The sequence below is a fragment of the Pseudomonas sp. S3_B08 genome (genome assembly GCF_054667725.1).
Genome location: NZ_CP162750.1, coordinates 3,983,957 through 4,005,054, shown reverse-complemented (window position 1 = coordinate 4,005,054; position 21,098 = coordinate 3,983,957). Strand labels below are relative to the sequence as shown.

The window sequence follows — 21,098 nt, the reverse complement described above, 5'->3', positions numbered from 1 at the left end:
AATGCAAGTAATGCGTGGCTGGGCGACTCGATGCGCGCCGCTGGTTGGCCTGGTGGGCCTGCTGGGGAGCGTGCAGGAAGCGCTGGCCGGCGACTATGAAGGCTCGCCGCAGGTGGCCGAATTCGTCGGCGAAATGACCCGCGACTACGGTTTCGCCGGTGAACAACTGATGGGTGTGTTCCGCGAGGCGCAACGCAAGCAGTCGATTCTCGACGCCATCTCCAAACCCGCCGAACGGGTCAAGCAGTGGAATGAATATCGCCCGATGTTCATTACTGACGCGCGTATCGCCCGTGGTGTCGACTTCTGGCGTCAGCACGAGGCGACCCTGGCCCGTGCCGAGCAGGAATACGGCGTGCCGGCACAAGTGATCGTGTCGATCATCGGCGTCGAGACCTTTTTCGGACGTAATACCGGTAATTTCCGCGTGATCGACGCATTATCGACCCTCGGCTTCGACTATCCTCCCCGTGCCGAATTTTTCCGCAAGGAACTGCGTGAGTTCCTGCTGCTGGCCCGCGAAGAGCAGGTCGACCCGCTGACCCTGAAAGGCTCGTACGCCGGGGCCATGGGCCTGCCGCAGTTCATGCCGAGCAGCTTTCGCGCCTACGCGGTGGATTTCGACGGTGACGGCCACATCAATATCTGGAACAACCCGGACGATGCCATTGGCAGCGTCGCCAGCTACTTCAAGCGTCATGGCTGGGTCGCCGGCGAACCGGTGGTCAGCCGTGCCGATGTACGCGGCGAGCAGGTTGATGAAGGCCTGACTACTGGTATCGAACCGGTGAAAACGGTCGCAGAGTTGCGGGCGCTGGGCTGGTCAAGTCATGATGCGCTGCGCGATGATATGCCGGTTACCGCATTTCGCCTCGAAGGCGACAACGGCCCTGAATACTGGATGGGCCTGCAGAATTTCTACGCGATCACGCGTTATAACCGCAGCGTGATGTACGCCATGGCCGTACATCAACTGTCTGAACAGCTGGTACAAGCACGGGGCGTCAAGTAATGCAGGCATTGCCTAACAATAAACCCCTGAAGCTGGTGGCTTTCGCTGCGTTGGCAGTCCTGGTCGCCAGTTGCACGACCAGCCGCACGCCGACGCAGAAAACCCCGTCCACCGCTGTCCGCGCCCAACCGGGCCTGGACATCAACCGCGCGCACAAAGACGGCGCGCCGTGGTGGGATGTCGATGTCTCGCGCATCCCGGATGCGACACCGACCCTGCACACCGGCCCATACAAGGCCAATCCTTACACCGTGCTGGGCAAGACGTATTTTCCGTTGCAGGAATCCAAGACCTACGTGGCTTCGGGCACAGCGTCCTGGTACGGCACCAAGTTCCATGGCCAGAACACCGCCAACGGCGAAGTGTATGACCTGTACGGCATGAGTGCCGCGCACAAGACCTTGCCGCTGCCAAGTTACGTTCGGGTGACCAACCTGGACAACAACAAGACCGTGATCCTGCGCGTCAACGACCGTGGGCCGTTCTATTCCGATCGCATCATTGACTTGTCTTATGCTGCGGCGAAGAAGCTCGGCTATGCCGAAACCGGCACCGCACGGGTCAAGGTCGAAGGCATCGATCCGCAGCAGTGGTGGGCGGCCAAGGGCCGTCCGGCGCCGCTGATGCTCAATGAGCCGCAAGTGGCGCAGAATAGCGCCCCGGTCATCACCGCGTCGGCCGGTACCGTCGAGCAATGGACGCCGCCGCCGCAGCAACACGCCGCGGCCGTGGTGCCCGTGCAGATCGATGCAAAAAAAACGCTTCTGCACCAGCGTCTGGCCAGTATCTGCAGGTGGGCGCGTTCGCCAACCCGGACGCTGCCGAGCTGCTGAGGTCGAAGCTCAGCGGGATGGTGAGCGCGCCGGTGTTCATCAGCTCGATCGTGCGCAATCAGCAGACCCTGCACCGGGTACGCCTGGGGCCGATCGGCTCGCCGGGTGAGATCGCCCAGGTGCAGAACAGTGTGCGGCTGGCCAATCTGGGTTCGCCCAGCGTGGTCACCGAGTAACACGTAGACCTTGATTGACGGTTCACTTGCGGTATTCGGGGGGTGAACCAGGTTGTTGGCTCGTCGAAGAACAAAAGCCCGGCAAGGGTGACTGGAGTGAGCAACTGAACACGCGATGGCCCGTTAGAAGGCTGTCTGAATAAGTTTTGCCTTCGGGCAAGTTTCCATTAGCGATTTCGAGAGACGGATGAACATCACCACCTTTGCCAAACGCCTGTGTCTGCTAGTCCCGCTGCTCCTCTCGCCAGCCGCCTTCGCGGCCGAGATGATGCCGTCGCCACCACAACTGGCCGCCAAGGCCTACGTTCTGATGGACGCCAGCAGCGGCAACGTGCTGGTCGAAAACAACGGCGACCAGCGTCTGCCACCGGCCAGCCTGACCAAGCTGATGACCGCGTACATCGCGACCCTGGAAATCCGTCGCGGCCAGATCGGTGAAAACGATCCGGTGACCGTCAGCGAAAACGCCTGGCGCACCGGCGGTTCGCGGATGTTCATCAAGGTCGGTTCGCAGGTGACTGTCAGCGACCTGCTGCACGGCATCATCATCCAGTCCGGTAACGACGCCAGCGTCGCCCTGGCCGAGCACATCGCCGGCAGCGAAGACGCGTTCGCCGATCTGATGAACAAGACCGTCACCGAACTGGGCATGACCAATACCCACTTCATGAACCCGACCGGTCTGCCAAACCCTGAGCACTACTCGTCGGCGCACGACATGGCGATCCTGGCCCGTGCGATCATCCACGAAGACCCGGCTCACTATGCGATCTACTCGCAGAAAGAGTTCTTCTGGAACGGCATCAAGCAGCCTAACCGCAACCTGCTGCTGTGGCGCGACAAGACCGTTGACGGTCTGAAAACCGGCCACACCGATGAAGCCGGCTACTGCATGGTGTCCTCGGCGGTACGTGACGGCCAGCGCCTGATCGCCGTGGTGTTCGGCACCAACAGCGAAGTGGCTCGCGCCGCTGAAACCCAGAAGTTGCTGACCTATGGTTTCCGCTTCTTCGAAACCCAGACCTTCTACCAGAAGGGCACTGAACTGGCGCAGGCGCCGGTATGGAAAGGCACCACCAGCCAGGTCAAGGCCGGTCTGGCGCAAGACCTGACCATGACTCTGCCAAAAGGCCAGCTGAAGAAACTCGCTGCCAGCATGACCATGAACCCGCAACTGGTTGCGCCAATCGCCAAGGGCGACGTGATCGGTAAAGTCGAAGTCAAACTGGAAGACAAGGTGGTGCACAGCGCTGACCTGATCGCTCTGGACGGCGTCGAGGAGGGTGGTATCTTCCGCCGCATGTGGGATAGCATCCGTCTATTCTTCTACGGCTTGTTCAATTGATTTTGTGTTGACCTGCATGGCCCCGCCCCGATCCGGTGCGGGGCCATGTGCGTTACCACGGCTTGCGCTATAGAGGCCGTTACGCCATGACCGATACCGAAGTAAAGGCGCCAAAGATCGAATTTCCCCAGACTGATTATCCGATCAAGGTGATCAGCGATACGGGTGTTGGCAACAAGGACAAGATCATCGCGATCGTCCTGAAACACGCGACCATCAATGATGAGCGCATCGACGAGCGTCAAAGCAGCAACGGCAAATACACCACCATCCAGTTGCACATCGTCGCCACCGACCAGGATCAGCTGTACAACATCAACAGCGAACTGCGGGCTTCCGGCATCGTGCACATGGTGTTGTGATGCACGGCACGCTGGGCTTTCGCGAACTGGGCCAGATGCCTTACGAGCCGGTCTGGCATGCCATGCAGCGCTTTACCAACGAACGCGGCAGCGATGCCGCCGACGAAATCTGGCTCGTCGAACACCCGCCGGTGTTCACTCAGGGCCAGGCCGGCAAGGCCGAGCATCTATTGCTGCCGGGTGATATTCCGGTGGTGCAGGTCGATCGTGGCGGCCAAGTGACTTATCATGGCCCCGGGCAACTGGTGGCTTATCTGTTACTGGATGTGCGCAAGCTGGGTTTCGGCGTGCGTGATCTGGTCAGCCGCATGGAAGCCTGCCTCATCGAACTGCTGGCCAGCTACGGCGTTAGCGCCGCCGCCAAGCCAGATGCTCCCGGCGTGTACGTCGATGGAGCGAAAATCGCTTCTCTGGGTTTGCGCATTCGCCACGGTTGTTCCTTTCATGGCCTGGCCCTGAACGTGGATATGAACCTGGAACCGTTTCGACGGATTAATCCCTGCGGCTACGCCGGGCTGGCCATGACCCAGCTGAGCGATCACGCAGGATCGATTGAATTTGCCGAGGTAAGTGCCCGGCTGCGCGCGCAGCTCGTCAAACACCTCGACTATGCTGAGCAGACGACCCTTACGGGCGGAATCGACTGATATGACTACTGATGCAGTGCAAACCATGATCCCGACGCTCGACGTGACCGAGCGCCCGGCCCCGCGTCCCAAGGTTGAAGCCGGCGTCAAGCTGCGCGGCGCCGAGAAGGTTGCACGCATCCCGGTCAAGATCATCCCGACTACCGAACTGCCGAAGAAACCCGACTGGATCCGCGTGCGCATCCCGGTTTCGCCGGAAGTCGACCGCATCAAGAGCCTGCTGCGCAAGCACAAGCTGCACAGTGTCTGCGAAGAAGCGTCCTGCCCGAACCTCGGCGAATGCTTCTCCGGCGGCACCGCAACCTTCATGATCATGGGCGACATCTGCACCCGTCGTTGCCCGTTCTGCGACGTTGGCCACGGTCGTCCGAAGCCACTGGACGTCAACGAGCCGGAAAGCCTGGCCATCGCCATCGCCGACCTCAAGCTCAAGTACGTGGTGATCACTTCGGTGGACCGCGACGACCTGCGTGATGGCGGTGCCCAGCACTTCGCCGACTGCATCCGCGAAATCCGCAAATTGTCGCCGAACGTGCAGCTCGAGACCCTGGTCCCGGACTACCGTGGGCGCATGGACATCGCCTTGGAAATCACCGCCGCCGAGCCGCCGGATGTGTTCAACCACAACCTGGAAACCGTGCCGCGCCTGTACAAGGCTGCGCGTCCGGGCTCGGATTACCAGTGGTCGCTGACCCTGCTGCAACGCTTCAAGCAGATGATGCCGCACATTCCGACCAAGTCCGGCCTGATGCTGGGTCTGGGCGAGACCGACGAGGAAGTCATCGAAGTCATGAAGCGCATGCGCGAACACGACATCGACATGCTGACCCTCGGTCAATACCTGCAACCGTCGCGCAGCCACTTGCCGGTGCAGCGTTTCGTGCACCCGGACACCTTCGCCTGGTTCGCCGAAGAAGGTTACAAGATGGGCTTCAAGAACGTTGCGTCTGGCCCGCTGGTACGTTCCTCGTACCACGCCGACGAGCAGGCGAAGCTGGTCAAGGCCGAGCTGCTGGGTTCCTGATTCACTGCTGATGTAAAAATGCCCGCCGAGGACGGTTCCTCGGCGGGCATTTTTTTGCCTGAGACAAGGGGCTTTTGTTTGCCTCTTGAGCTGTCTACTGTGTGTGCATGACTTTACCGCTGGAGCCCAAGGATGACCGTTCGACCGAGCCACACCCTCGTTGCCCACCGAGCCGTACCGGCGCTGCCCTCCGAAGGGACGATCGGCGTCATCGCGCCTGCCGGCCCCGGCGCCCTCGACACTGAAAAAGCGCTGCAATGGATGCGCGCGCGCGGCTATGGGCTGAAGGTGTTTCCGGGTGTCTATGAGAAGGACGGCTATCTGGCGGGCAGTGACGACGTACGCCTGCGCGATCTGCACGCGGCATTCGCTGACCCCGAAGTCGACGCGATCATTTGCCTGCGCGGCGGCTACGGCACGCCGCGCCTGCTGGACCGAATCGATTACGACCTGCTCAGCCGGCACGCCAAACCCTTTATCGGCTACAGCGATATCACCGCGCTGCACCTGGCCATTAGTCGCTACGCCGGGTTTGTGACCTTTCACGGGCCGCTGCTCAACGCCGACCTGCTGGGCGACAAAGAGCCGCCGACCGTCACCTCATTCTTCGCCATGCTGCGCGGGCAAATGAAGTCAGGGAGTGTGCTGAGCCATCCGGCGGCTTATCCGTTATCAACCGTCGAACCGGGCATCGCTCACGGGCGGCTGCTTGGCGGCAATCTGGCGATGATTGCTGCAACCCTCGGCACGCCCTACGAGATTGATGTCGAAGGGGTGATTCTGTTTATCGAAGACATCAACGAGCCGCTGTATCGGATTGATCGGTTGCTGACCCAGATGCGTCTGGCCGGCAAGCTGGCCAGACTGCGCGGTGTGCTGGTCGGTGATATCGCCGGAGTGGAGGTCGACGCGCTGAATCGCCTGCTCAAGCAAACCTTTGAGCCGTTGCGAATTCCGGTGTTGTCGGGTTGGCGCAGTGGCCATTGCGACCCGAACCTGACACTGCCGTTGGGCGCGCTGGTGCGCCTGGATGCAGGGAAGCAGGAGTTGCTGCTGGAGCAGGATGTGGTCATCCGATAATTCGGGAGGCAAAAGATCGCAGCCTTCGGCAGCTCCTACATGGGATTGATGATCGTCCTGTAGGAGCTGCCGAAGGCTGCGATCTTTTGATTTGCTCTATTGGTTGCGCAGGCTCTCAAGCAACTTGTGCGTCGGATAACCATCCGCCGGCCAGCCCAGCGCCTGCTGGGCACTGCGAATCGCTTTGCGCGTATTTGCGCCGATAATCCCGTCCGCCGTGCCAGCGTCGTAATTACGCGCGCTCAATAGCGTCTGCAGTTCGATGCGTTCGGTGCGGCTCAGCGGCAGATCATCTTTGGGCCAACTGCCATTGATCAGGCCCGCGCCTTCAAAGCGCTCGGACAACAGGCTCACCGCCAGCGCATACGACGACGAATTGTTGTACTTGAGAATCGCCCGGAAGTTGTCGAGGATCAGGAACGCCGGGCCGCGATAACCGGCCGGCAGCAGCAGGGCAGCGGACAGATGTTCGGAGCCGGCTGGCACCTGCGCACCATTGGGCAGGTTCACACCCAGTTGCCGCCATTCGGCGACGCTTTTGCGAATCGCGCCATCGGCCAGGGTGTAGTTGAAGCCGCTCGGCAATTGCACTTCGAAACCCCACGGCTGGCCACGCTGCCAGCCCGAGCTTTGCAGGTAATGGGCGGTCGAGGCCAGCGCATCGGCCGGGCTGCCCCAGATGTCGCGGCGGCCGTCACCGTCAAAGTCCACGGCGTGGGTGTTGTAGGTGGTCGGAATGAATTGGGTCTGGCCCATCGCGCCGGCCCAGGAACCGAGCATCTTCTCCGGGGTGATATCGCCCTGTTGCAGAATTTGCAGGGCGGCGATCAGTTGCGCGTGAGCAAAGCCCGGACGACGCCCCTCGTAGGCGAGGGTGGCCAGCGAATTGATCACCGACTTGCTGCCCTGGAACTGGCCGAAATTGCTTTCCATGCCCCACACCGACACCAGCGCCTGGCGATCAACGCCATAGCGCTGCTCGATGCTTTGCAGAATGTCGGCGTACTGGTTGATCAACGCCTGGCCTTTGCGTACGCGCAGCGGCGACAGTGCGCCGTCGAGGTATTCCCACACCGGCCGAGAAAACTCCGGCTGACTGCGGTCGGCGCGAATCACGCTGGCATCGAAGCTGATATTGGCAAATGCCTGATCGAACAGCTCGGGGCGAATCCCGGCGGCGAGGGCGTCCTTGCGGAAACCCGCCTGCCATTCGGCAAAGGTCTGGGTCGGTTGAATATCGAGCGGGTCGGCGGACGGCACTACCGGCGGAATAATCGCTGGGGCCGTGGTGACCGGGGCGGCTTGAAGCGGTTGTGCATCGGCGGCGGTGGGTTTTTCCGCGCAGGCGACAAGCAGAATGAAGCTGGAGGCAGCGATCAATTGGCGCACGGGCCAACGACGGGAAAGACTTGGGGGCATGCACAGTTCCAGGGGAAACGAATCAGGTGCAGACCTTAACATGAGCGAGGGGTAGTGCGCTTCAGGCAGCCAGAAAGTAAAAAGCCTCCCGGTTGTCAGACCGGAAGGCTTCGCGGCGGTAGCTGCCTTTGCCCTTGGAAGGTCGTTCCTGGCGGCTGCGGAACAAGGGCTGGGCGACGATGGATTTGGCCTTGTTGGGGCCATGCTTTGCTGGCTTTTTACTCATGAGGGTTATCTCGGTGTGGTGGTTTTGCGCCGGGAATAATCTGCCGATGTGGCGCATCTGTCCAGTAGCTCATGCGTAGGAATATTCTGGCGCTTTCGCGAGCAGGCTCGCTCCCACATTGGTACGCGGTCACCTGTGGGAGCGAGCCTGCTCGCGAATGGACGCTACGCGGTCGACTGCCTTATTCGGCAGGCAAAGACAGTCGCTGGCCAGCCATCAACAGCGCCAACCGACTCAGGCTCATCCACGGTGAACCCGCCGCCTGGCCCTTGATCTGCGCATCGATGCGCTGCGCTTCAAGTAGTAACTGCGCCCAGCGTTGCGCCGAGTAACGTTGCAGCGCCTTGCTCATCAGCGGCTTGCGCTTGTCCCAGACGGGCGGTTTCGACTGGCTGAAGCATTTGTCCAGTGGCGTGCCCTGACTGTATTGCAGGGAGATGTTGGCCAGCAGGCGCAACTCCCGCGCCAATGCCCAGAGAATCACTGGCGGCTCGACGCCTTCGCCGCGCAGGCCCTCAAGCATGCGCAACGCGTGCGCCGGTTCGCCGTTGAGCACCGCGTCGGTCAGGCCGAACACGTCAAACCGGGCACTGTCGGCCACGGCGGCCTGCACGGTTTCGACGGTGATCTGCCCACCTTCGGCCATCAACTTGAGCTTTTCGATTTCCTGTGCGGCGGCGAGCAGGTTGCCTTCGACACGCGCGGCAATCAATTCGACGGCGTCCTGACTGGCCGACAGACCTGCCTGGGACAGGCGCTGACGAATCCAGCTCGGCAGTTGATTGGCATCCACCGGCCAGATCTGCACAAACTGGGTCTGTTGGCCTTCGACCAGCGCCTTGCCCCACTTGGTTTTCTGCGCGCTGCCATCGAGCTTCGGCAAGCTGATCAGCAGAACCGTGTCTTCCGCAGGACGTGAGCAATATTCGATCAGCGCGGCGGCGCCTTTATCGCCAGGCTTACCGGACGGCAGGCGCAGTTCCAACAGGCGTTTTTCGGCGAACAGCGACATGCTTGCGCCGGCCTGCAGCAACGTACCCCAATCGAAATTGGCGTCGGCGGCGAAGACCTGACGTTCGTCGAAACCTTGCTGGCGAGCAGCGGTGCGGATGGCGTCGGCGGCTTCCTGACACAGCAACGGATCATCGCCGCTGATGATGTAGACCGGCGCAAGTGCGCCTTGCAGGTGTTTGCCGAGTTGCGCGGGAGCGAGCTTCATAAGAAAGGGCGAGCGGGGCGCCTGAGCGCCCCGGCCGTCTTACTGCTGCGGGATTTCGAGCGGCGACTGACGCGGAGTTTCCGCCTCAGCCTTCTGCGCCGCTTCCAGCGCATCGGCTTCAGCCTTGGCGCGGTCGTTGGCGGTTTGCTGCAGTTGCTGCAACTGGCCCGGGGTCAGCTGCGACAGGCGCAGCATCATGCGCTGCACCAGCTCGCGACGGATTTCATGACGGGCGTCGTTGGCTTCCTGATCGGAGCCGACGAGGTTGTTGCCGTCGTGAATGAACACCTTCTGCACTTCGAGCTTATCGCTAAGCAGGGACAGGTCTTTGTCGCCGCGGATGTCATAGCTCAGCACAGTGTTGACCTGATACTCGCCTGTGCGCCCGGCACCGGCATAGCTGAGGATGCGCTGGCTTTCCTGCTCGTCAGCCAGATACAGCTTGTACGGCGCGCCGCTGTAAACCTTGACGCCGCTGGACTCCAGCGTCTGACGCAGCTGTCTTACGGTTTCGCCATAAGCGTTACGCGCGCTCAGGTCGATTTCCTTGATCGACAGTTCGTTGGTGCCGGTACCACGCAACTGGAAACCGCAGGCGCTCAGCAGAACGGCGAGGCCCATCACCAGCAGATTGCGTTTGATCATTGTGTTGCTCCCCTTGAAACCAGGTGAGCCGACTCTGCGGCCCGAAAGGTTTTACTGGGTGCCAGGCGAGCCCGGCACCCGATCCAATTTAGCTGGCGACGATGTTGACCAGTTTGCCCGGCACCACGATCACTTTGCGAATGGTCAGGCCATCGACGAAACGCAGCACGTTCTCGTTGATGCGCGCGGCGGCTTCGATCTCTTCGCGAGTGGCACTGGCCGGCATTTCGATCTGCCCGCGCAGCTTGCCGTTGACCTGAATGACCAGGGTCAGGTTGTCCTGCACCAAGGCACTTTCGTCCACGGCCGGCCAGCCTGCATCGATCACCGCATCGGCGTGACCCAACTGCTTCCACAGTTCATGGCTGATGTGCGGAGTGATCGGCGCCAGCAGCAGGGTCACCGCTTCCAGGCCTTCGTGCAGCAGCGCGCGGTCCTGTTCGGTGCCTTGGGCGGCTTTTTCCAGCACGTTCATCAGCGTCATCACCTGAGCAATGGCGGTGTTGAATTTGTGGTTCTGGCCGACGTCATGGCTGGCCTGCTTGATCGCCAGGTGAATCGCACGACGCACGGTTTTCTGCTCGTCGCTCAGCGCGGCGATATCCAGTTTGCCCGGCAAACCCTGGGTGACGTGGGCTTGCGCCAGACGCCAGACGCGCTTGAGGAAGCGGTGCGAACCTTCAACGCCGGAATCGGACCATTCCGCGCTCATGTCAGGCGGCGAAGCGAACATCATGAACAGACGGCAGGTGTCGGCACCGAACTGGTCGATCATCGACTGCGGGTCGACGCCGTTGTTCTTCGACTTGGCCATCTTCTCGGTACCGCCGATTTCCACCGGCAGGCCGTCGGATTTCAGCTTGGCGCTGATCACCTTGGCTTTGCTGTCACGCTCCAGTTCCACGTCCGCCGGGTTGAACCAGGTGTAGGCGCCATTGGCTTCGCGACGATAGTAAGTCTCGGCGATCACCATGCCTTGGGTCAGCAGGTTCTTGAACGGCTCATTGGAGCTGACCAGACCTTCGTCACGCATCAGCTTGTGGAAGAAGCGCGCGTAAAGCAGGTGGAGAATGGCGTGTTCGATACCACCGATGTACTGATCCACCGGCAGCCAGTGATCGGCTGCGGATTTTTCTACCAGGCCACCTTCAAAATGCGGCGAGGCGTAACGGGCGTAGTACCACGACGACTCGACGAAGGTGTCCATCGTGTCGGTTTCACGCTTGGCCGGCGCGCCGCATTTCGGGCAGCTGCATTCGTAGAACTCGGGCATGCGCGCCAGCGGCGAACCGGCGCCGTCCGGCACCACGTCTTCCGGCAGAACGACAGGCAGTTGATCTTCCGGCACCGGCACGTCGCCGCACGCGGCGCAATGGATGATCGGGATCGGGCAGCCCCAGTAGCGCTGGCGGCTGATGCCCCAGTCGCGCAGGCGGAACTGGGTGCGCGAGGCGCCCAGTTGTTTCTTGATCAGGGCCACTTCCATGGCGTCGAACGCGCCGGCGAAGTCGAGGCCGTCAAACTCGCCGGAGTTGATCAGCGTGCCGTGCTCGCCGTAGGCGTCCTGCCACGGCGCCGGGTTGGTGTCACCGGAGCTGGTGCGCACCACCGATTTCACCGGCAGGTTGTACTTGTGAGCGAACTCGAAATCGCGCTCGTCGTGCGCCGGAACCGCCATGACCGCGCCGTCGCCGTAGTGCATCAGCACGTAGTTGGCGACCCACACCGGCAGCTTTTCGCCGGTCAGCGGGTGCTCGACGAACAGGCCGGTCGGCAGGCCTTTCTTTTCCTGGGTGGCGACATCGGCTTCAGCGACGCTGCCGCCCTTGCATTCAGCGATGAACGCTTGCAGCTCGGGATTGTTCTGCGCGGCCAGGGTGGCCAGCGGGTGCTCGGCAGCGACGGCGACGTAGGTCGCGCCCATCAGGGTGTCCGGACGGGTGGTGAAGACTTTCAGGGTGCCGGCTTCGCCGATCGAATCGACGTTGTACGGGAACTGCACTTCCATGCCACGGGACTTGCCGATCCAGTTGCGCTGCATGGTCTTGACCTGTTCCGGCCAGCCAGTCAGTTCGTCGAGGCTTTCCAGCAGCTCGTCGGCGTAAGCGGTGATCTTGAAGTAGTACATCGGGATTTCGCGCTTTTCGATCAGCGCGCCGGAGCGCCAGCCACGGCCGTCGATGACTTGCTCGTTGGCCAGAACGGTCTGGTCGACCGGGTCCCAGTTCACGGTGCCGTTCTTGCGGTAGATCACGCCTTTTTCGAACAGGCGCGTGAACAGCCATTGTTCCCAGCGGTAGTAGTCTGGCTTGCAGGTGGTCACTTCACGGGACCAGTCCACCGCGAGGCCGAGGCTGCGCAGCTGCGACTTCATGTAGGCGATGTTCTCGTAGGTCCACTTGGCGGGCGCTACGTTGTTTTTCATTGCGGCGTTTTCCGCCGGCATGCCGAACGCATCCCAACCCATTGGCTGCAGAACATTCTTGCCCTGCATGCGCTGGTAGCGCGAGATCACATCGCCAATGGTGTAGTTGCGCACGTGGCCCATGTGCAGCTTGCCGCTGGGGTAAGGGAACATCGACAGGCAGTAGTAGGTTTCCTTGCCTGGCTGTTCACTGACTTCAAAGGACTTTTGCTCATCCCAGAACGACTGGGCGGCGGCTTCGATCTCACGTGGCTGATATTGTTCGTGCATGGCTACTTTTGTACTGGATAGGGGTGGCCTAATCCTCTTCGACGGCAGCATCCGGGATGGCCCGGGTGCGCTGGAAGTGGAATGACAGGAAGCGCCGTAGCATACATGACCGCGCTTGGCCGAGGGAAACCCTGATTACAGCTGTTTGCCCGACCTTTTGGACGACGAGGGCCGTTGGTCGCGGCGTGTAGCCGGTTCGTGCAGCGAAGCTAAGCTCTAATTGGGGAGTGAGTCTTATCTTCAATGAGGTGAGGGATGGTGGAGCAACGGAAAAAGAACGTAACGAAACCCGAGTTGTATGAAAGGTTGATCGATCGTCTGGGCATGGCGCTGGACGCCGTGAAAACCGCTGACCGGCTGCGCGACGAGCGCCCCCTGGAACTGGAATTGCGTGGCTTGAGCCCCGCCGAGTTCAAACTGGTCAAGGCCTATCTGGATCGCAGTGAACGTGAAACGCAGGGATGCCTGTCTCAAGCAGTGAAGCAACTCGATGCAGCACATTCGGCCAAGGTCATCTGGCTCAAGGACAAGGCGCCGCGCAGAGACACCGGCAAGGTGCGTTCTGTGCAGGCCAAGTAAGCGCATGGCAGGTCAGGAAACGGATCTTTTGCAACAGGATCCCGCCTAATGGTTGTAACGCGTAATCAACACTTTTAGGCTTCGGGCATCTTTGGAGATGCCCAATGCCCTTTCGCTATTTCATCAAACAACTTTTATTGCCGCCCGGCATTCTTTTGCTGCTGTTGCTGGTCGCCTGGTGGCTGCGCCGTTCGCGGCCACGCCTGGCTGGCGTGTGTTTTGCCGTCGGTTTTGGTGGCCTGCTGCTGATGAGCCTGCCGGTGGTCGTGCAGTGGAGCGCCAAGGCGCTGGAACGTGAGCCGCCGCTGGCGCGGTCAGAGTGGACGACGCTGGCGCAACGCGCCGATGCGATTGTGGTGTTGGGCTCGGGGCGCGAGCGCGGTGATCTGGCCTGGGGCGAAGACCAGCCGACCGGCATCGGGCTCGAGCGGCAGCGTTACGCGGCGCGCCTGGCCAAGGCCTCGGGCCTGCCGATTCTGACCAGCGGCGGCCTGCACTACGGCACGCCGCCGACCGAAGCGAAATTGATGGCAGATTCGTTGCGTGATGATTTCGACGTAACGGTACGCTGGCAGGAAGGCGAAAGTCGCACCACATGGGAGAACGCGAAGATGACGGCAGATATCCTCTTGCCGCAAGGGATCAAGCGGGTCGTCGTGGTGACGCAGGCGTGGCACATGCCGCGTGCAGTGTGGAGCTTTGAGCAGGCGGGTTTCGAGGTGGTGCCGGCGCCGGTGGGTTTCCTCGGTACGGATAACGCCCGGCCGTTTGGCGGCTGGTTGCCGGAATTCAAGTCGATCTGGCAGAGCGGGCAATTGCTCAATGAAGCGGTGGGGCAGGTGGGGTACTCGTTGTTTTACCGCTGAAGATCATTGTGGCGAGGGGATTTATCCCCGACGGGGCGCGTAGCGATCCCTCTCTTACCTTCAGAAGAGGGGACTGCTGCGCACTCCAGCGGGGATAAATCCCCTCGTCACATTTCTCAGAGGGTCTTCGACATCCGGCTCGCCATCAGCGCCCAGCCAAACAGCAGCAGGCACAACGCGATCAACGGCCACGAGCGCCATTGCAGATACGGTGTCAGGTCGTGCATCGGTACCACTTCGCCGTACAGCACGCCTTGTTCGAACTGCGGAATCTGTTCGGTGATCTGCCCGAACGGGTTGATCAGGCCGGTGACGCCATTGTTGGTCGCGCGGATCATCCAGCGTCCGGCTTCCAGCGCGCGCATCTGCGCCATCTGTAAATGCTGCAGCGGGCCGATCGACGTGCCGAACCAGGTGTCGTTGCTGATCGTCAGCAGCAGGTCGCTGCGTGCCGACAGGCCGGCGGCGAATTCCGGATAGACCACTTCGTAGCAGATAAACGGTGCGATCTGGTACCCCTTGGCCTGTAGCAGTGCCTGATCAGACGGGCCGCGAGCGAAGTCCGACATCGGCAGGTCGAAGAACGCGATCAAACCGCGCAACACATCCTGCAACGGCACGTATTCGCCGAACGGCACCAGTTTCTGCTTCAGGTAAGTGCCGTCGCCTTCGCCGACCACGGTGATGCCGTTGAAGAAGCGCCGTTCGTGATGCACGGTCTGGCGGATCGGCACACCGGTGATCAACGCCGATTTACGCTCGGCGGCGAAGTTGCCCATCATCGTCAGGTAGCCCTCGGCGGACTCCTTCAACACCGGCACGGCGGTTTCCGGCCAGATCAGCAGATCGACCGGTTTGGAGCGGAAGCTCAGATCACGGTACAGCGCCAGTTGCGCGTTGAGTTCGGCCGGGTCCCATTTCATGCTTTGCGCGACATTGCCCTGAATCGCGGCGACCGTCAGCGGTGCGCCGGACGGGCTGGTCCACGCGTGGCCCTTGAGGGCAATGCCCGCCACCCAAGGCCCCGCCAGAAGTACCAGACCGGCCGCGATGAAACCCTTGCGGCGCGCCTGCAACAAGCGCGACGCGTTGTAGATCAGCGCTGCGGTAAGTGCCAGAACAAACGAGACCAGCCACATGCCGCCCACCGGCGCGAGCCCGGCCAGCGGGCCGTCGAGCTGGCTGTAACCGGAATAAAGCCATGGGAAACCGGTGAGGAACCAGCCGCGAAAGGCTTCCTGGCCGACCCACAACGCCGCAAACGCCAAGGCATCCGCCAGCGGTGCTTCGTTACGCCGCAACCAGCGCGCCCACAGCCACGCGGGCAGGGCGAAGAACCAGGCAATCGCCGCGGTGAACAGCAGCATCAGGATCCCGGCGAGCAACACCGAAGCGCCGCCGAAATGATGAATGCTGTAATAGATCCAACTGGTGCCGGCACCGAACAGGCCGAAGCCGAAGCACCAGCCACGGCCGAGCGCCTGACGCGGGCTCAGCTCACGCAAACCGGCATAGAACAGACCAACCGCCAGCAATGCCAGCGGCCAGATGTCGAACGGTGCGAGAGCGAATGTGGTGATTGCACCGGCCGCCACGGCCAGCAGGTTACCGGGCCAGCCGGGGCGGGTTGTCCAGCGCATTTCAGTCCTTAGAATTAACGAGCGATAGGCGTCAGTCGCAGCAAGTGAATCCGACGGCTGTCGGCGTTCAGGATGCGGAAACGATAAGCGCCGATTTCAGTGGTTTCGTTGCGTTTTGGCAAGTGCCCGAACGCGCTCATCACCAGGCCGCCGACGGTGTCGAACTCGTCGTCGGAGAACTCGCTGTCGAAGAACTCGTTGAAGTTCTCGATCGGCGTCAGCGCCTTGATCAGGAAATCACCGCTGGGCAGCGGCTTGATGTAGCTGTCTTCTTCGACGTCGTGCTCGTCCTCGATGTCGCCGACGATCTGCTCGAGCACGTCTTCGATGGTCACCAGACCGGCCACACCGCCGTATTCGTCGATGACGATGGCCATGTGGTTGTGGTTGGCGCGGAACTCACGCAGCAACACGTTCAGACGCTTGGACTCCGGCACGAAGGTGGCCGGGCGCAGCAGGTCCTTGATGTTGAAGCTGTCGCCGTTCTCCTTGAGGATCAGCGGCAGCAGATCCTTGGCCAGCAGCACGCCCATCACGTCGTCATGGCTTTCGCCGATGACCGGATAGCGCGAGTGGGCCGAGTCGACCACGGCGGGGAGGAATTCGCGGGGTGTCTGGGTCGCCTTGATGCTGACCATCTGCGAGCGCGGCACCATGATGTCGCGCACTTGCAGGTCAGCCACCTGGATGGCGCCTTCGACGATGGCCAGCGCTTCGCTGTCCAGCAGTTTGTTCTGATGTGCATCACGCAGCAGCTCGAGGAGCTCCTGACGGTTCTTCGGCTCGTGGGCAAAAGCCTGGGTCAGTTTACCCAGCCATGACTTCTGCCCGTTGCTCGATCGATCTTCGCTCATAGCGATTACTCTGAATCCTTTGTTGTAACGATGGGGGAGTGTTCGGTTTCGTCGTCCGCGTACGGATCGGGATAGCCCAGTTCAGCAAGCAACTCGCGTTCCAGTGCTTCCATTTCCTCGGCTTCGTCGTCATCTATATGGTCGTAACCCAACAGATGCAAGCAGCCGTGAATGACCAGATGTGCCCAGTGCGCCTTTAGTTCCTTGCCCTGCTCGGCGGCTTCGCGTTCGACCACGGCCACGCAGATGACCAGATCGCCGAGCAGCGGGATATCGAGAAACTCGTCAGGCACTTCCGCCGGGAACGACAACACGTTGGTCGCGTAGTCCTTGTGGCGCCAGGTGTGATTGAGCTCGCGGCCTTCTTCCTCGTCGACCAGACGAATGGTCATTTCCGAATCAGCGCTGCGCTGGCGCAGGGCCAGTTCGCACCACTGGCGGAACTCGGCTTCACTCGGCGCGCTGGCCTCGGTGGCGATTTGCAGATCCAGCTCAAGCATCGCGCGAGGCTTCCTTCGCGGCTTCGGCACGGGTTTCGAAGCGCTCGTAGGCCTCGACAATCCGCTGCACCAACGGGTGGCGCACGACGTCTTTGGGCTGGAAGTGGGTGAAGCTGATGCCCGGCACGTCTTTGAGCACTTCGATCACATGGTGCAGGCCGGACTTGGTGCCGCGCGGCAGGTCGACCTGGGTGATGTCGCCGGTGATCACGGCGGTGGAGCCGAAGCCGATGCGCGTGAGGAACATCTTCATCTGCTCGACGGTGGTGTTCTGGCTTTCGTCGAGAATGATGAAGCTGTTGTTCAGCGTACGACCGCGCATGTAGGCCAGCGGCGCGACTTCGATCACCTGTTTCTCGATCAGCTTGGCGACGTATTCGAAACCGAGCATTTCGTACAGCGCGTCGTAGAGCGGGCGCAGGTACGGGTCGATCTTCTGCGACAGGTCGCCGGGCAGGAAGCCGAGTTTTTCCCCTGCTTCTACCGCCGGACGCACCAGCAGGATGCGGCGGATCTGCTCGCGCTCCAGCGCATCTACCGCGCAGGCCACGGCCAGATAGGTCTTGCCGGTACCGGCCGGGCCGATGCCGAAGTTGATGTCGTTGCCGAGGATTTCCTTCACGTAGCGTTGCTGATTCAAGCCGCGCGGGCGAATCATGCCTTTCTTGGTGCGCAGGGCGACGGTCGCTTCGGCAGGGGCCGGGTTGTCGATATCTGCTGATTCCTGAATGAACAGGTGCACCAGGTCTGGCGACAGCTCGGTACCCTTGGTTTCCCGGTACAGGCGGCGCAGCAGGTTTTCCGCGGACGTGGTGAGTTTTGGATCGCCTATCAACTCGAACTGGTTTCCGCGATTGCGGATCTCGATGGCCAGGCGCTGTTCGATCAAGCGCAAATGCTCGTCGAATTGCCCGCACAGATTGGCGAAGCGGCGAGCCTCAAAAGGCTCGAGGAGAAAACGATGTGGTTCGATGGGTGCGTTCAAGGTCGTATTTAGCCGCCCTGGGGCAATTAGGATGAAATCAAGGATAACGCCAGTGGCGTGGGTGCGAAAGCTCTTAATATCGATGCTGCTTTTCAACCCAGTCACTGTGGCTGGCGGGTTCTTTTGTGGTGAGGGGATTTATCCCCGATGGGGCGCGAAGCGGCCCTGAAACCATTATCAGAGGTGTATCAGATCACCCGGATTGCAGGTTTTGGGTCGGCTGCGCCAACCATCGGGGATAAATCCCCTCACCACAGAAGCCCCATCCACAATGCGATGGTGTTATTGAACCAGCGAACCACGCAGCGAGTGCGGTTGCGCGGCGTCGATGTGCACGTCGGCGAACTGGCCGATCAGCGTGGGATTGTCGCAGCGGAAGTTGACGATACGGTTATTCTCGGTACGGCCCTGCAGTTCGCCCGGGTCTTTCTTCGAGTAATCGGTCACCAGAATGCGCTGGATCGAGCCGACCATTTGTCGGCTGATTTCGAAGCCCTGCTGATTCAAACGATGTTGCAGCGCGTTCAGACGTTCTTTCTTCAATTCTTCCGGGGTGTCATCTGCCAGATCGGCAGCGGGCGTGCCCGGGCGCTGGCTGTAGACGAACGAGTAGGAGAAATCGAAGCCGACATCGGCAATCAGCTTCATGGTCTGTTCGAAGTCTTTCTCGGTTTCACCGGGGAAACCGACGATGAAGTCCGAACTGATGCAGATCCCCGGTACGGCGGCGCGCAATTTGCGCAGCTTGGATTTGTACTCCAGCGCCGTATGGTTGCGCTTCATCGCCGCGAGAATCCGGTCCGAGCCCGACTGCACTGGCAAGTGCAAGTGCTTGACCAGTTCCGGCACTTCGGCGTGGGCCTGAATCAGGCTGTCGGAGAACTCCAGCGGGTGCGAGGTGGTGTAGCGGATGCGGTCGATGCCATCGACAGCGGCGACCACGCGAATCAGCTCGGCCAGGTCGGCCAGGCGACCGTCGTGGGTCTGGCCGCGATAGCCGTTGACGTTCTGCCCGAGCAAGGTCACTTCACGCACGCCGTGTTCGGCGAGGTGAATGATTTCCGCGATCACGTCGTCGAACGGTCGGCTGACCTCTTCGCCACGGGTGTACGGCACCACGCAGAACGTGCAGTACTTGCTGCAACCTTCCATCACTGACACATAAGCGCTCGGGCCGTCGATACGCGGCTCGGGCAGGTGGTCGAATTTTTCGATTTCCGGAAACGAGACGTCGACCTGCGGCAGCTTGCTGCTGCGCGCGGCGTCGATCATTTCCGGCAGACGGTGCAGGGTCTGCGGGCCGAACACCACGTCGACGTACGGAGCGCGATCGCGAATCGCTGCGCCTTCCTGACTGGCCACGCAACCGCCGACGGCGATGACCATGTCGGGGTTGGCCAGCTTCAGTTCGCGCCAGCGGCCGAGCTGCGAATACACGCGATCCTGCGCGCGTTCGCGGATCGAGCAGGTGTTGAGCAGAATCACGTCGGCGTCTTCCGCGCGAGCGGTGACTTCCAGGGCCTGATGTTCGCCCAGCAGATCGACCATGCGCGAGCTGTCGTACTCGTTCATCTGGCAACCGTGGGTTTCGATGTAAAGCTTCTTGGCCATGGATTCGGTCGTCACGTGATTCAAAGAACCGCGCATTATAGGGAACAAGCCGTCAGGTTCCTACCGCTGTGCGTCCGGTGGCTATGCTATAGTTCGCGCCCTCATTTTTACCCCGATGTTATCCGCCCGCCATGACCAAACGCGAAGCTCCAATCTACAAGGTGATTTTCCTCAACCAGGGCCAGGTGTTCGAAATGTACGCCAAGCAGATCTATCAAAGTGATCTGTGGGGTTTCCTGGAAGTTGAAGAATTCGTCTTTGGCGAGCGCACGCAAATGGTCGTCGATCCGAGCGAAGAAAAGCTCAAGGCGCAGTTCGAAGGCGTGGTGCGCAGCTTTGTGCCGATGCATTCGATCGTGCGCATCGATGAAGTCGAACGTCTGGGCACACCGAAAATCAGCGAGGCCCGGGGCGCGGTCGGCAATGTCATGCCGTTTCCGATGCCGATGCCTGAGAAGTAACAGCGGATTCTGGATTGGGATGAGTTTGTGGTGAGGGGGTTTAGCGAAACGTCGCACCGCCCCGTTGGGCTGCGAAGCAGTCGCAGCTCCATTCAGCAAGGTGTGTCAGACAGAATCGGGTTGCAGGTTTTGGGGCCGCTTCGCAGCCCAACGGGGATAAATCCCCTCGCCACAGGCCATCTCCACAGCGCTTATGGAAGTGGGGAGAATGGCGTACGCCCATCGGCGTTCTGCAGTTCCATCAGGTATTTGCGGAAAATCTGCCCGAGCACCTGAGTGGCGGTTTCGAGATCTTCGCGGGACATCTTTTCCGAGACTTCGTCAGCCGTGTCCAATGCCTCTTCAGCACCGTTGACCGCTGCCATCTTCAGCACGATGTAGGCCTGGATATTGTTGGCCTGCACGCCTTCACCGTGGAAGAACATGCTGCCGAGCTTGAATTGCGCCTGGGCGTGGCCTTGCAGCGAGGCCTTTTCGAAATAGCTCAGGGCTTGATTGAGGTCGCGCGGCGCGTTCTTGCCGTCGTAGTAGAACTCACCCAACTCGTATTGCGCTTGCGCGTCCCCTTCGTCCGCCGCTTTCTGGCAGGCGGCCAGTGCCTGCGTGACGTCTTGCGGCTGAGTATTGAGGGTGCAACGACCCATCGCCGGGATCAACAACGAGTTGCCGCCTGCTTGTGCATGCGCGAGCAGGGGCTGAAGGAGCAACAGGCAGCCCAATGCAAGGGTGCGGCCGGTGCGGTTCATGGGAATCGACTTACCTCTGAAGGGCACGCGGACCCGTCGAGGGATCCAATAAGCGCGCATTATGAAATAAGCAGGGCCAACCTTACAAAGTCTTTACTCGTTTTTCTGCTGCGTGGGGAATATATCGCCCGATTCGGGCAGGATTTTCGCAGACGCGTCGGAAAAACCGAGCG

At 61.0% G+C, this 21,098-nt stretch carries 20 protein-coding genes and 1 pseudogene; 10 read left to right on the top strand and 11 right to left on the bottom strand.

Annotated features, from left to right (window positions below):
- Window position 1 precedes the first annotated feature (1 nt).
- The 7 genes and pseudogenes from mltB to AB4N73_RS18090 all read left to right on the top strand — a co-directional run bounded on the left by mltB (window position 2) and on the right by AB4N73_RS18090 (window position 6,479).
- Window positions 2–1,012, top strand: coding sequence for a lytic murein transglycosylase B (gene mltB, locus AB4N73_RS18120; RefSeq protein ID WP_150638407.1), 1,011 nt, complete (start codon window positions 2–4; stop codon window positions 1,010–1,012).
- Window positions 1,012–2,021: pseudogene (locus AB4N73_RS18115) on the top strand (septal ring lytic transglycosylase RlpA family protein). Before mltB ends, AB4N73_RS18115 begins: the two are co-directional and overlap by 1 nt.
- Window positions 2,022–2,208: 187 nt before the next feature.
- The gene (locus AB4N73_RS18110) at window positions 2,209–3,366 is read left to right on the top strand and encodes a D-alanyl-D-alanine carboxypeptidase family protein (RefSeq protein WP_016773028.1); all 1,158 of its coding nucleotides are present in this window, start codon (window positions 2,209–2,211) and stop codon (window positions 3,364–3,366) included.
- Between the two features lie 86 nt (window positions 3,367–3,452).
- Entirely contained in the window at window positions 3,453–3,728 is a 276-nt protein-coding gene (locus AB4N73_RS18105; RefSeq protein WP_024014446.1) for a DUF493 domain-containing protein, read from the top strand.
- Window positions 3,728–4,375: a lipoyl(octanoyl) transferase LipB gene (lipB, locus tag AB4N73_RS18100; protein WP_095181901.1), complete on the top strand. Its 648-nt coding sequence runs from the start codon at window positions 3,728–3,730 to the stop codon at window positions 4,373–4,375. The genes AB4N73_RS18105 and lipB overlap by 1 nt, the downstream gene beginning before the upstream one ends.
- A gap of 25 nt (window positions 4,376–4,400) precedes the next feature.
- Window positions 4,401–5,399 (top strand): lipoyl synthase, encoded by a 999-nt coding sequence (lipA, locus tag AB4N73_RS18095; protein WP_160768663.1) that lies wholly within the window; start codon window positions 4,401–4,403, stop codon window positions 5,397–5,399.
- A 132-nt stretch (window positions 5,400–5,531) separates the two neighbouring features.
- Window positions 5,532–6,479, top strand: a complete 948-nt coding sequence (locus tag AB4N73_RS18090; protein WP_460142385.1) for a S66 peptidase family protein — start codon at window positions 5,532–5,534, stop codon at window positions 6,477–6,479.
- A 96-nt stretch (window positions 6,480–6,575) separates the two neighbouring features.
- On the opposite strand, the gene AB4N73_RS18085 is transcribed toward AB4N73_RS18090, so the two are convergent.
- The 5 genes from AB4N73_RS18085 to leuS all read right to left on the bottom strand — a co-directional run bounded on the left by AB4N73_RS18085 (window position 6,576) and on the right by leuS (window position 12,683).
- Window positions 6,576–7,898: a lytic murein transglycosylase gene (locus tag AB4N73_RS18085; protein ID WP_353187941.1), complete on the bottom strand. Its 1,323-nt coding sequence runs from the start codon at window positions 7,896–7,898 to the stop codon at window positions 6,576–6,578.
- 61 nt (window positions 7,899–7,959) lie between these two features.
- Entirely contained in the window at window positions 7,960–8,124 is a 165-nt protein-coding gene (gene arfA, locus AB4N73_RS18080; RefSeq protein WP_095181898.1) for an alternative ribosome rescue factor ArfA, read from the bottom strand.
- Window positions 8,125–8,305: 181 nt separating this feature from the next.
- Window positions 8,306–9,343: a DNA polymerase III subunit delta gene (gene holA / locus AB4N73_RS18075; protein ID WP_041477726.1), complete on the bottom strand. Its 1,038-nt coding sequence runs from the start codon at window positions 9,341–9,343 to the stop codon at window positions 8,306–8,308.
- 39 nt (window positions 9,344–9,382) lie between these two features.
- Window positions 9,383–9,988 carry an LPS-assembly lipoprotein LptE gene (locus tag AB4N73_RS18070; RefSeq protein ID WP_073475660.1) on the bottom strand — a complete coding sequence of 202 codons (606 nt, stop codon included), beginning with the start codon at window positions 9,986–9,988 and terminating at the stop codon, window positions 9,383–9,385.
- A gap of 88 nt (window positions 9,989–10,076) precedes the next feature.
- Window positions 10,077–12,683: a leucine--tRNA ligase gene (gene leuS / locus AB4N73_RS18065; protein ID WP_041477728.1), complete on the bottom strand. Its 2,607-nt coding sequence runs from the start codon at window positions 12,681–12,683 to the stop codon at window positions 10,077–10,079.
- Window positions 12,684–12,938: 255 nt separating this feature from the next.
- Here leuS and AB4N73_RS18060 point away from each other — a divergent pair, with 255 nt between their 5' ends.
- A complete protein-coding gene (locus tag AB4N73_RS18060) occupies window positions 12,939–13,262 on the top strand; it encodes a hypothetical protein (protein ID WP_024014441.1) in 324 nt (107 codons plus the stop codon).
- Between the two features lie 104 nt (window positions 13,263–13,366).
- Entirely contained in the window at window positions 13,367–14,128 is a 762-nt protein-coding gene (locus AB4N73_RS18055; RefSeq protein ID WP_236168734.1) for a YdcF family protein, read from the top strand.
- 116 nt (window positions 14,129–14,244) lie between these two features.
- Here the strand turns inward: AB4N73_RS18055 and lnt are convergent, their stop codons facing one another.
- From lnt to miaB, 5 genes are all read right to left on the bottom strand, one after another.
- Window positions 14,245–15,768 (bottom strand): apolipoprotein N-acyltransferase, encoded by a 1,524-nt coding sequence (gene lnt / locus AB4N73_RS18050; RefSeq protein ID WP_460142384.1) that lies wholly within the window; start codon window positions 15,766–15,768, stop codon window positions 14,245–14,247.
- A 14-nt stretch (window positions 15,769–15,782) separates the two neighbouring features.
- Complete coding sequence (locus tag AB4N73_RS18045) at window positions 15,783–16,622, bottom strand: HlyC/CorC family transporter (RefSeq protein WP_024014438.1); 840 nt, start codon at window positions 16,620–16,622, stop codon at window positions 15,783–15,785.
- Between the two features lie 5 nt (window positions 16,623–16,627).
- Entirely contained in the window at window positions 16,628–17,122 is a 495-nt protein-coding gene (ybeY, locus tag AB4N73_RS18040) for an rRNA maturation RNase YbeY (protein ID WP_016773042.1), read from the bottom strand.
- Window positions 17,115–18,107 (bottom strand): PhoH family protein, encoded by a 993-nt coding sequence (locus tag AB4N73_RS18035; protein ID WP_016773043.1) that lies wholly within the window; start codon window positions 18,105–18,107, stop codon window positions 17,115–17,117. The genes ybeY and AB4N73_RS18035 overlap by 8 nt, the downstream gene beginning before the upstream one ends.
- Before the next feature lie 282 nt (window positions 18,108–18,389).
- Window positions 18,390–19,718: a tRNA (N6-isopentenyl adenosine(37)-C2)-methylthiotransferase MiaB gene (miaB, locus tag AB4N73_RS18030; protein WP_041477732.1), complete on the bottom strand. Its 1,329-nt coding sequence runs from the start codon at window positions 19,716–19,718 to the stop codon at window positions 18,390–18,392.
- A gap of 131 nt (window positions 19,719–19,849) precedes the next feature.
- Here miaB and AB4N73_RS18025 point away from each other — a divergent pair, with 131 nt between their 5' ends.
- Window positions 19,850–20,179 carry a DUF1820 family protein gene (locus AB4N73_RS18025; RefSeq protein ID WP_016773045.1) on the top strand — a complete coding sequence of 110 codons (330 nt, stop codon included), beginning with the start codon at window positions 19,850–19,852 and terminating at the stop codon, window positions 20,177–20,179.
- 191 nt (window positions 20,180–20,370) lie between these two features.
- Here the strand turns inward: AB4N73_RS18025 and AB4N73_RS18020 are convergent, their stop codons facing one another.
- Entirely contained in the window at window positions 20,371–20,925 is a 555-nt protein-coding gene (locus AB4N73_RS18020; protein WP_016773046.1) for a tetratricopeptide repeat protein, read from the bottom strand.
- Window positions 20,926–21,098: the final 173 nt, after the last annotated feature.

Coding starts and splice junctions, on each gene's coding strand:
- mltB (WP_150638407.1), top strand. CDS start 2: ATGCAAGTAATGCGTGGCTGGGCGACTCGATGCGCGCCGCTGGTTGGC.
- AB4N73_RS18110 (WP_016773028.1), top strand. CDS start 2,209: ATGAACATCACCACCTTTGCCAAACGCCTGTGTCTGCTAGTCCCGCTG.
- AB4N73_RS18105 (WP_024014446.1), top strand. CDS start 3,453: ATGACCGATACCGAAGTAAAGGCGCCAAAGATCGAATTTCCCCAGACT.
- lipB (WP_095181901.1), top strand. CDS start 3,728: ATGCACGGCACGCTGGGCTTTCGCGAACTGGGCCAGATGCCTTACGAG.
- lipA (WP_160768663.1), top strand. CDS start 4,401: ATGATCCCGACGCTCGACGTGACCGAGCGCCCGGCCCCGCGTCCCAAG.
- AB4N73_RS18090 (WP_460142385.1), top strand. CDS start 5,532: ATGACCGTTCGACCGAGCCACACCCTCGTTGCCCACCGAGCCGTACCG.
- AB4N73_RS18085 (WP_353187941.1), bottom strand. CDS start 7,898: ATGCCCCCAAGTCTTTCCCGTCGTTGGCCCGTGCGCCAATTGATCGCT.
- arfA (WP_095181898.1), bottom strand. CDS start 8,124: ATGAGTAAAAAGCCAGCAAAGCATGGCCCCAACAAGGCCAAATCCATC.
- holA (WP_041477726.1), bottom strand. CDS start 9,343: ATGAAGCTCGCTCCCGCGCAACTCGGCAAACACCTGCAAGGCGCACTT.
- AB4N73_RS18070 (WP_073475660.1), bottom strand. CDS start 9,988: ATGATCAAACGCAATCTGCTGGTGATGGGCCTCGCCGTTCTGCTGAGC.
- leuS (WP_041477728.1), bottom strand. CDS start 12,683: ATGCACGAACAATATCAGCCACGTGAGATCGAAGCCGCCGCCCAGTCG.
- AB4N73_RS18060 (WP_024014441.1), top strand. CDS start 12,939: ATGGTGGAGCAACGGAAAAAGAACGTAACGAAACCCGAGTTGTATGAA.
- AB4N73_RS18055 (WP_236168734.1), top strand. CDS start 13,367: ATGCCCTTTCGCTATTTCATCAAACAACTTTTATTGCCGCCCGGCATT.
- lnt (WP_460142384.1), bottom strand. CDS start 15,768: ATGCGCTGGACAACCCGCCCCGGCTGGCCCGGTAACCTGCTGGCCGTG.
- AB4N73_RS18045 (WP_024014438.1), bottom strand. CDS start 16,622: ATGAGCGAAGATCGATCGAGCAACGGGCAGAAGTCATGGCTGGGTAAA.
- ybeY (WP_016773042.1), bottom strand. CDS start 17,122: ATGCTTGAGCTGGATCTGCAAATCGCCACCGAGGCCAGCGCGCCGAGT.
- miaB (WP_041477732.1), bottom strand. CDS start 19,718: ATGGCCAAGAAGCTTTACATCGAAACCCACGGTTGCCAGATGAACGAG.
- AB4N73_RS18025 (WP_016773045.1), top strand. CDS start 19,850: ATGACCAAACGCGAAGCTCCAATCTACAAGGTGATTTTCCTCAACCAG.
- AB4N73_RS18020 (WP_016773046.1), bottom strand. CDS start 20,925: ATGAACCGCACCGGCCGCACCCTTGCATTGGGCTGCCTGTTGCTCCTT.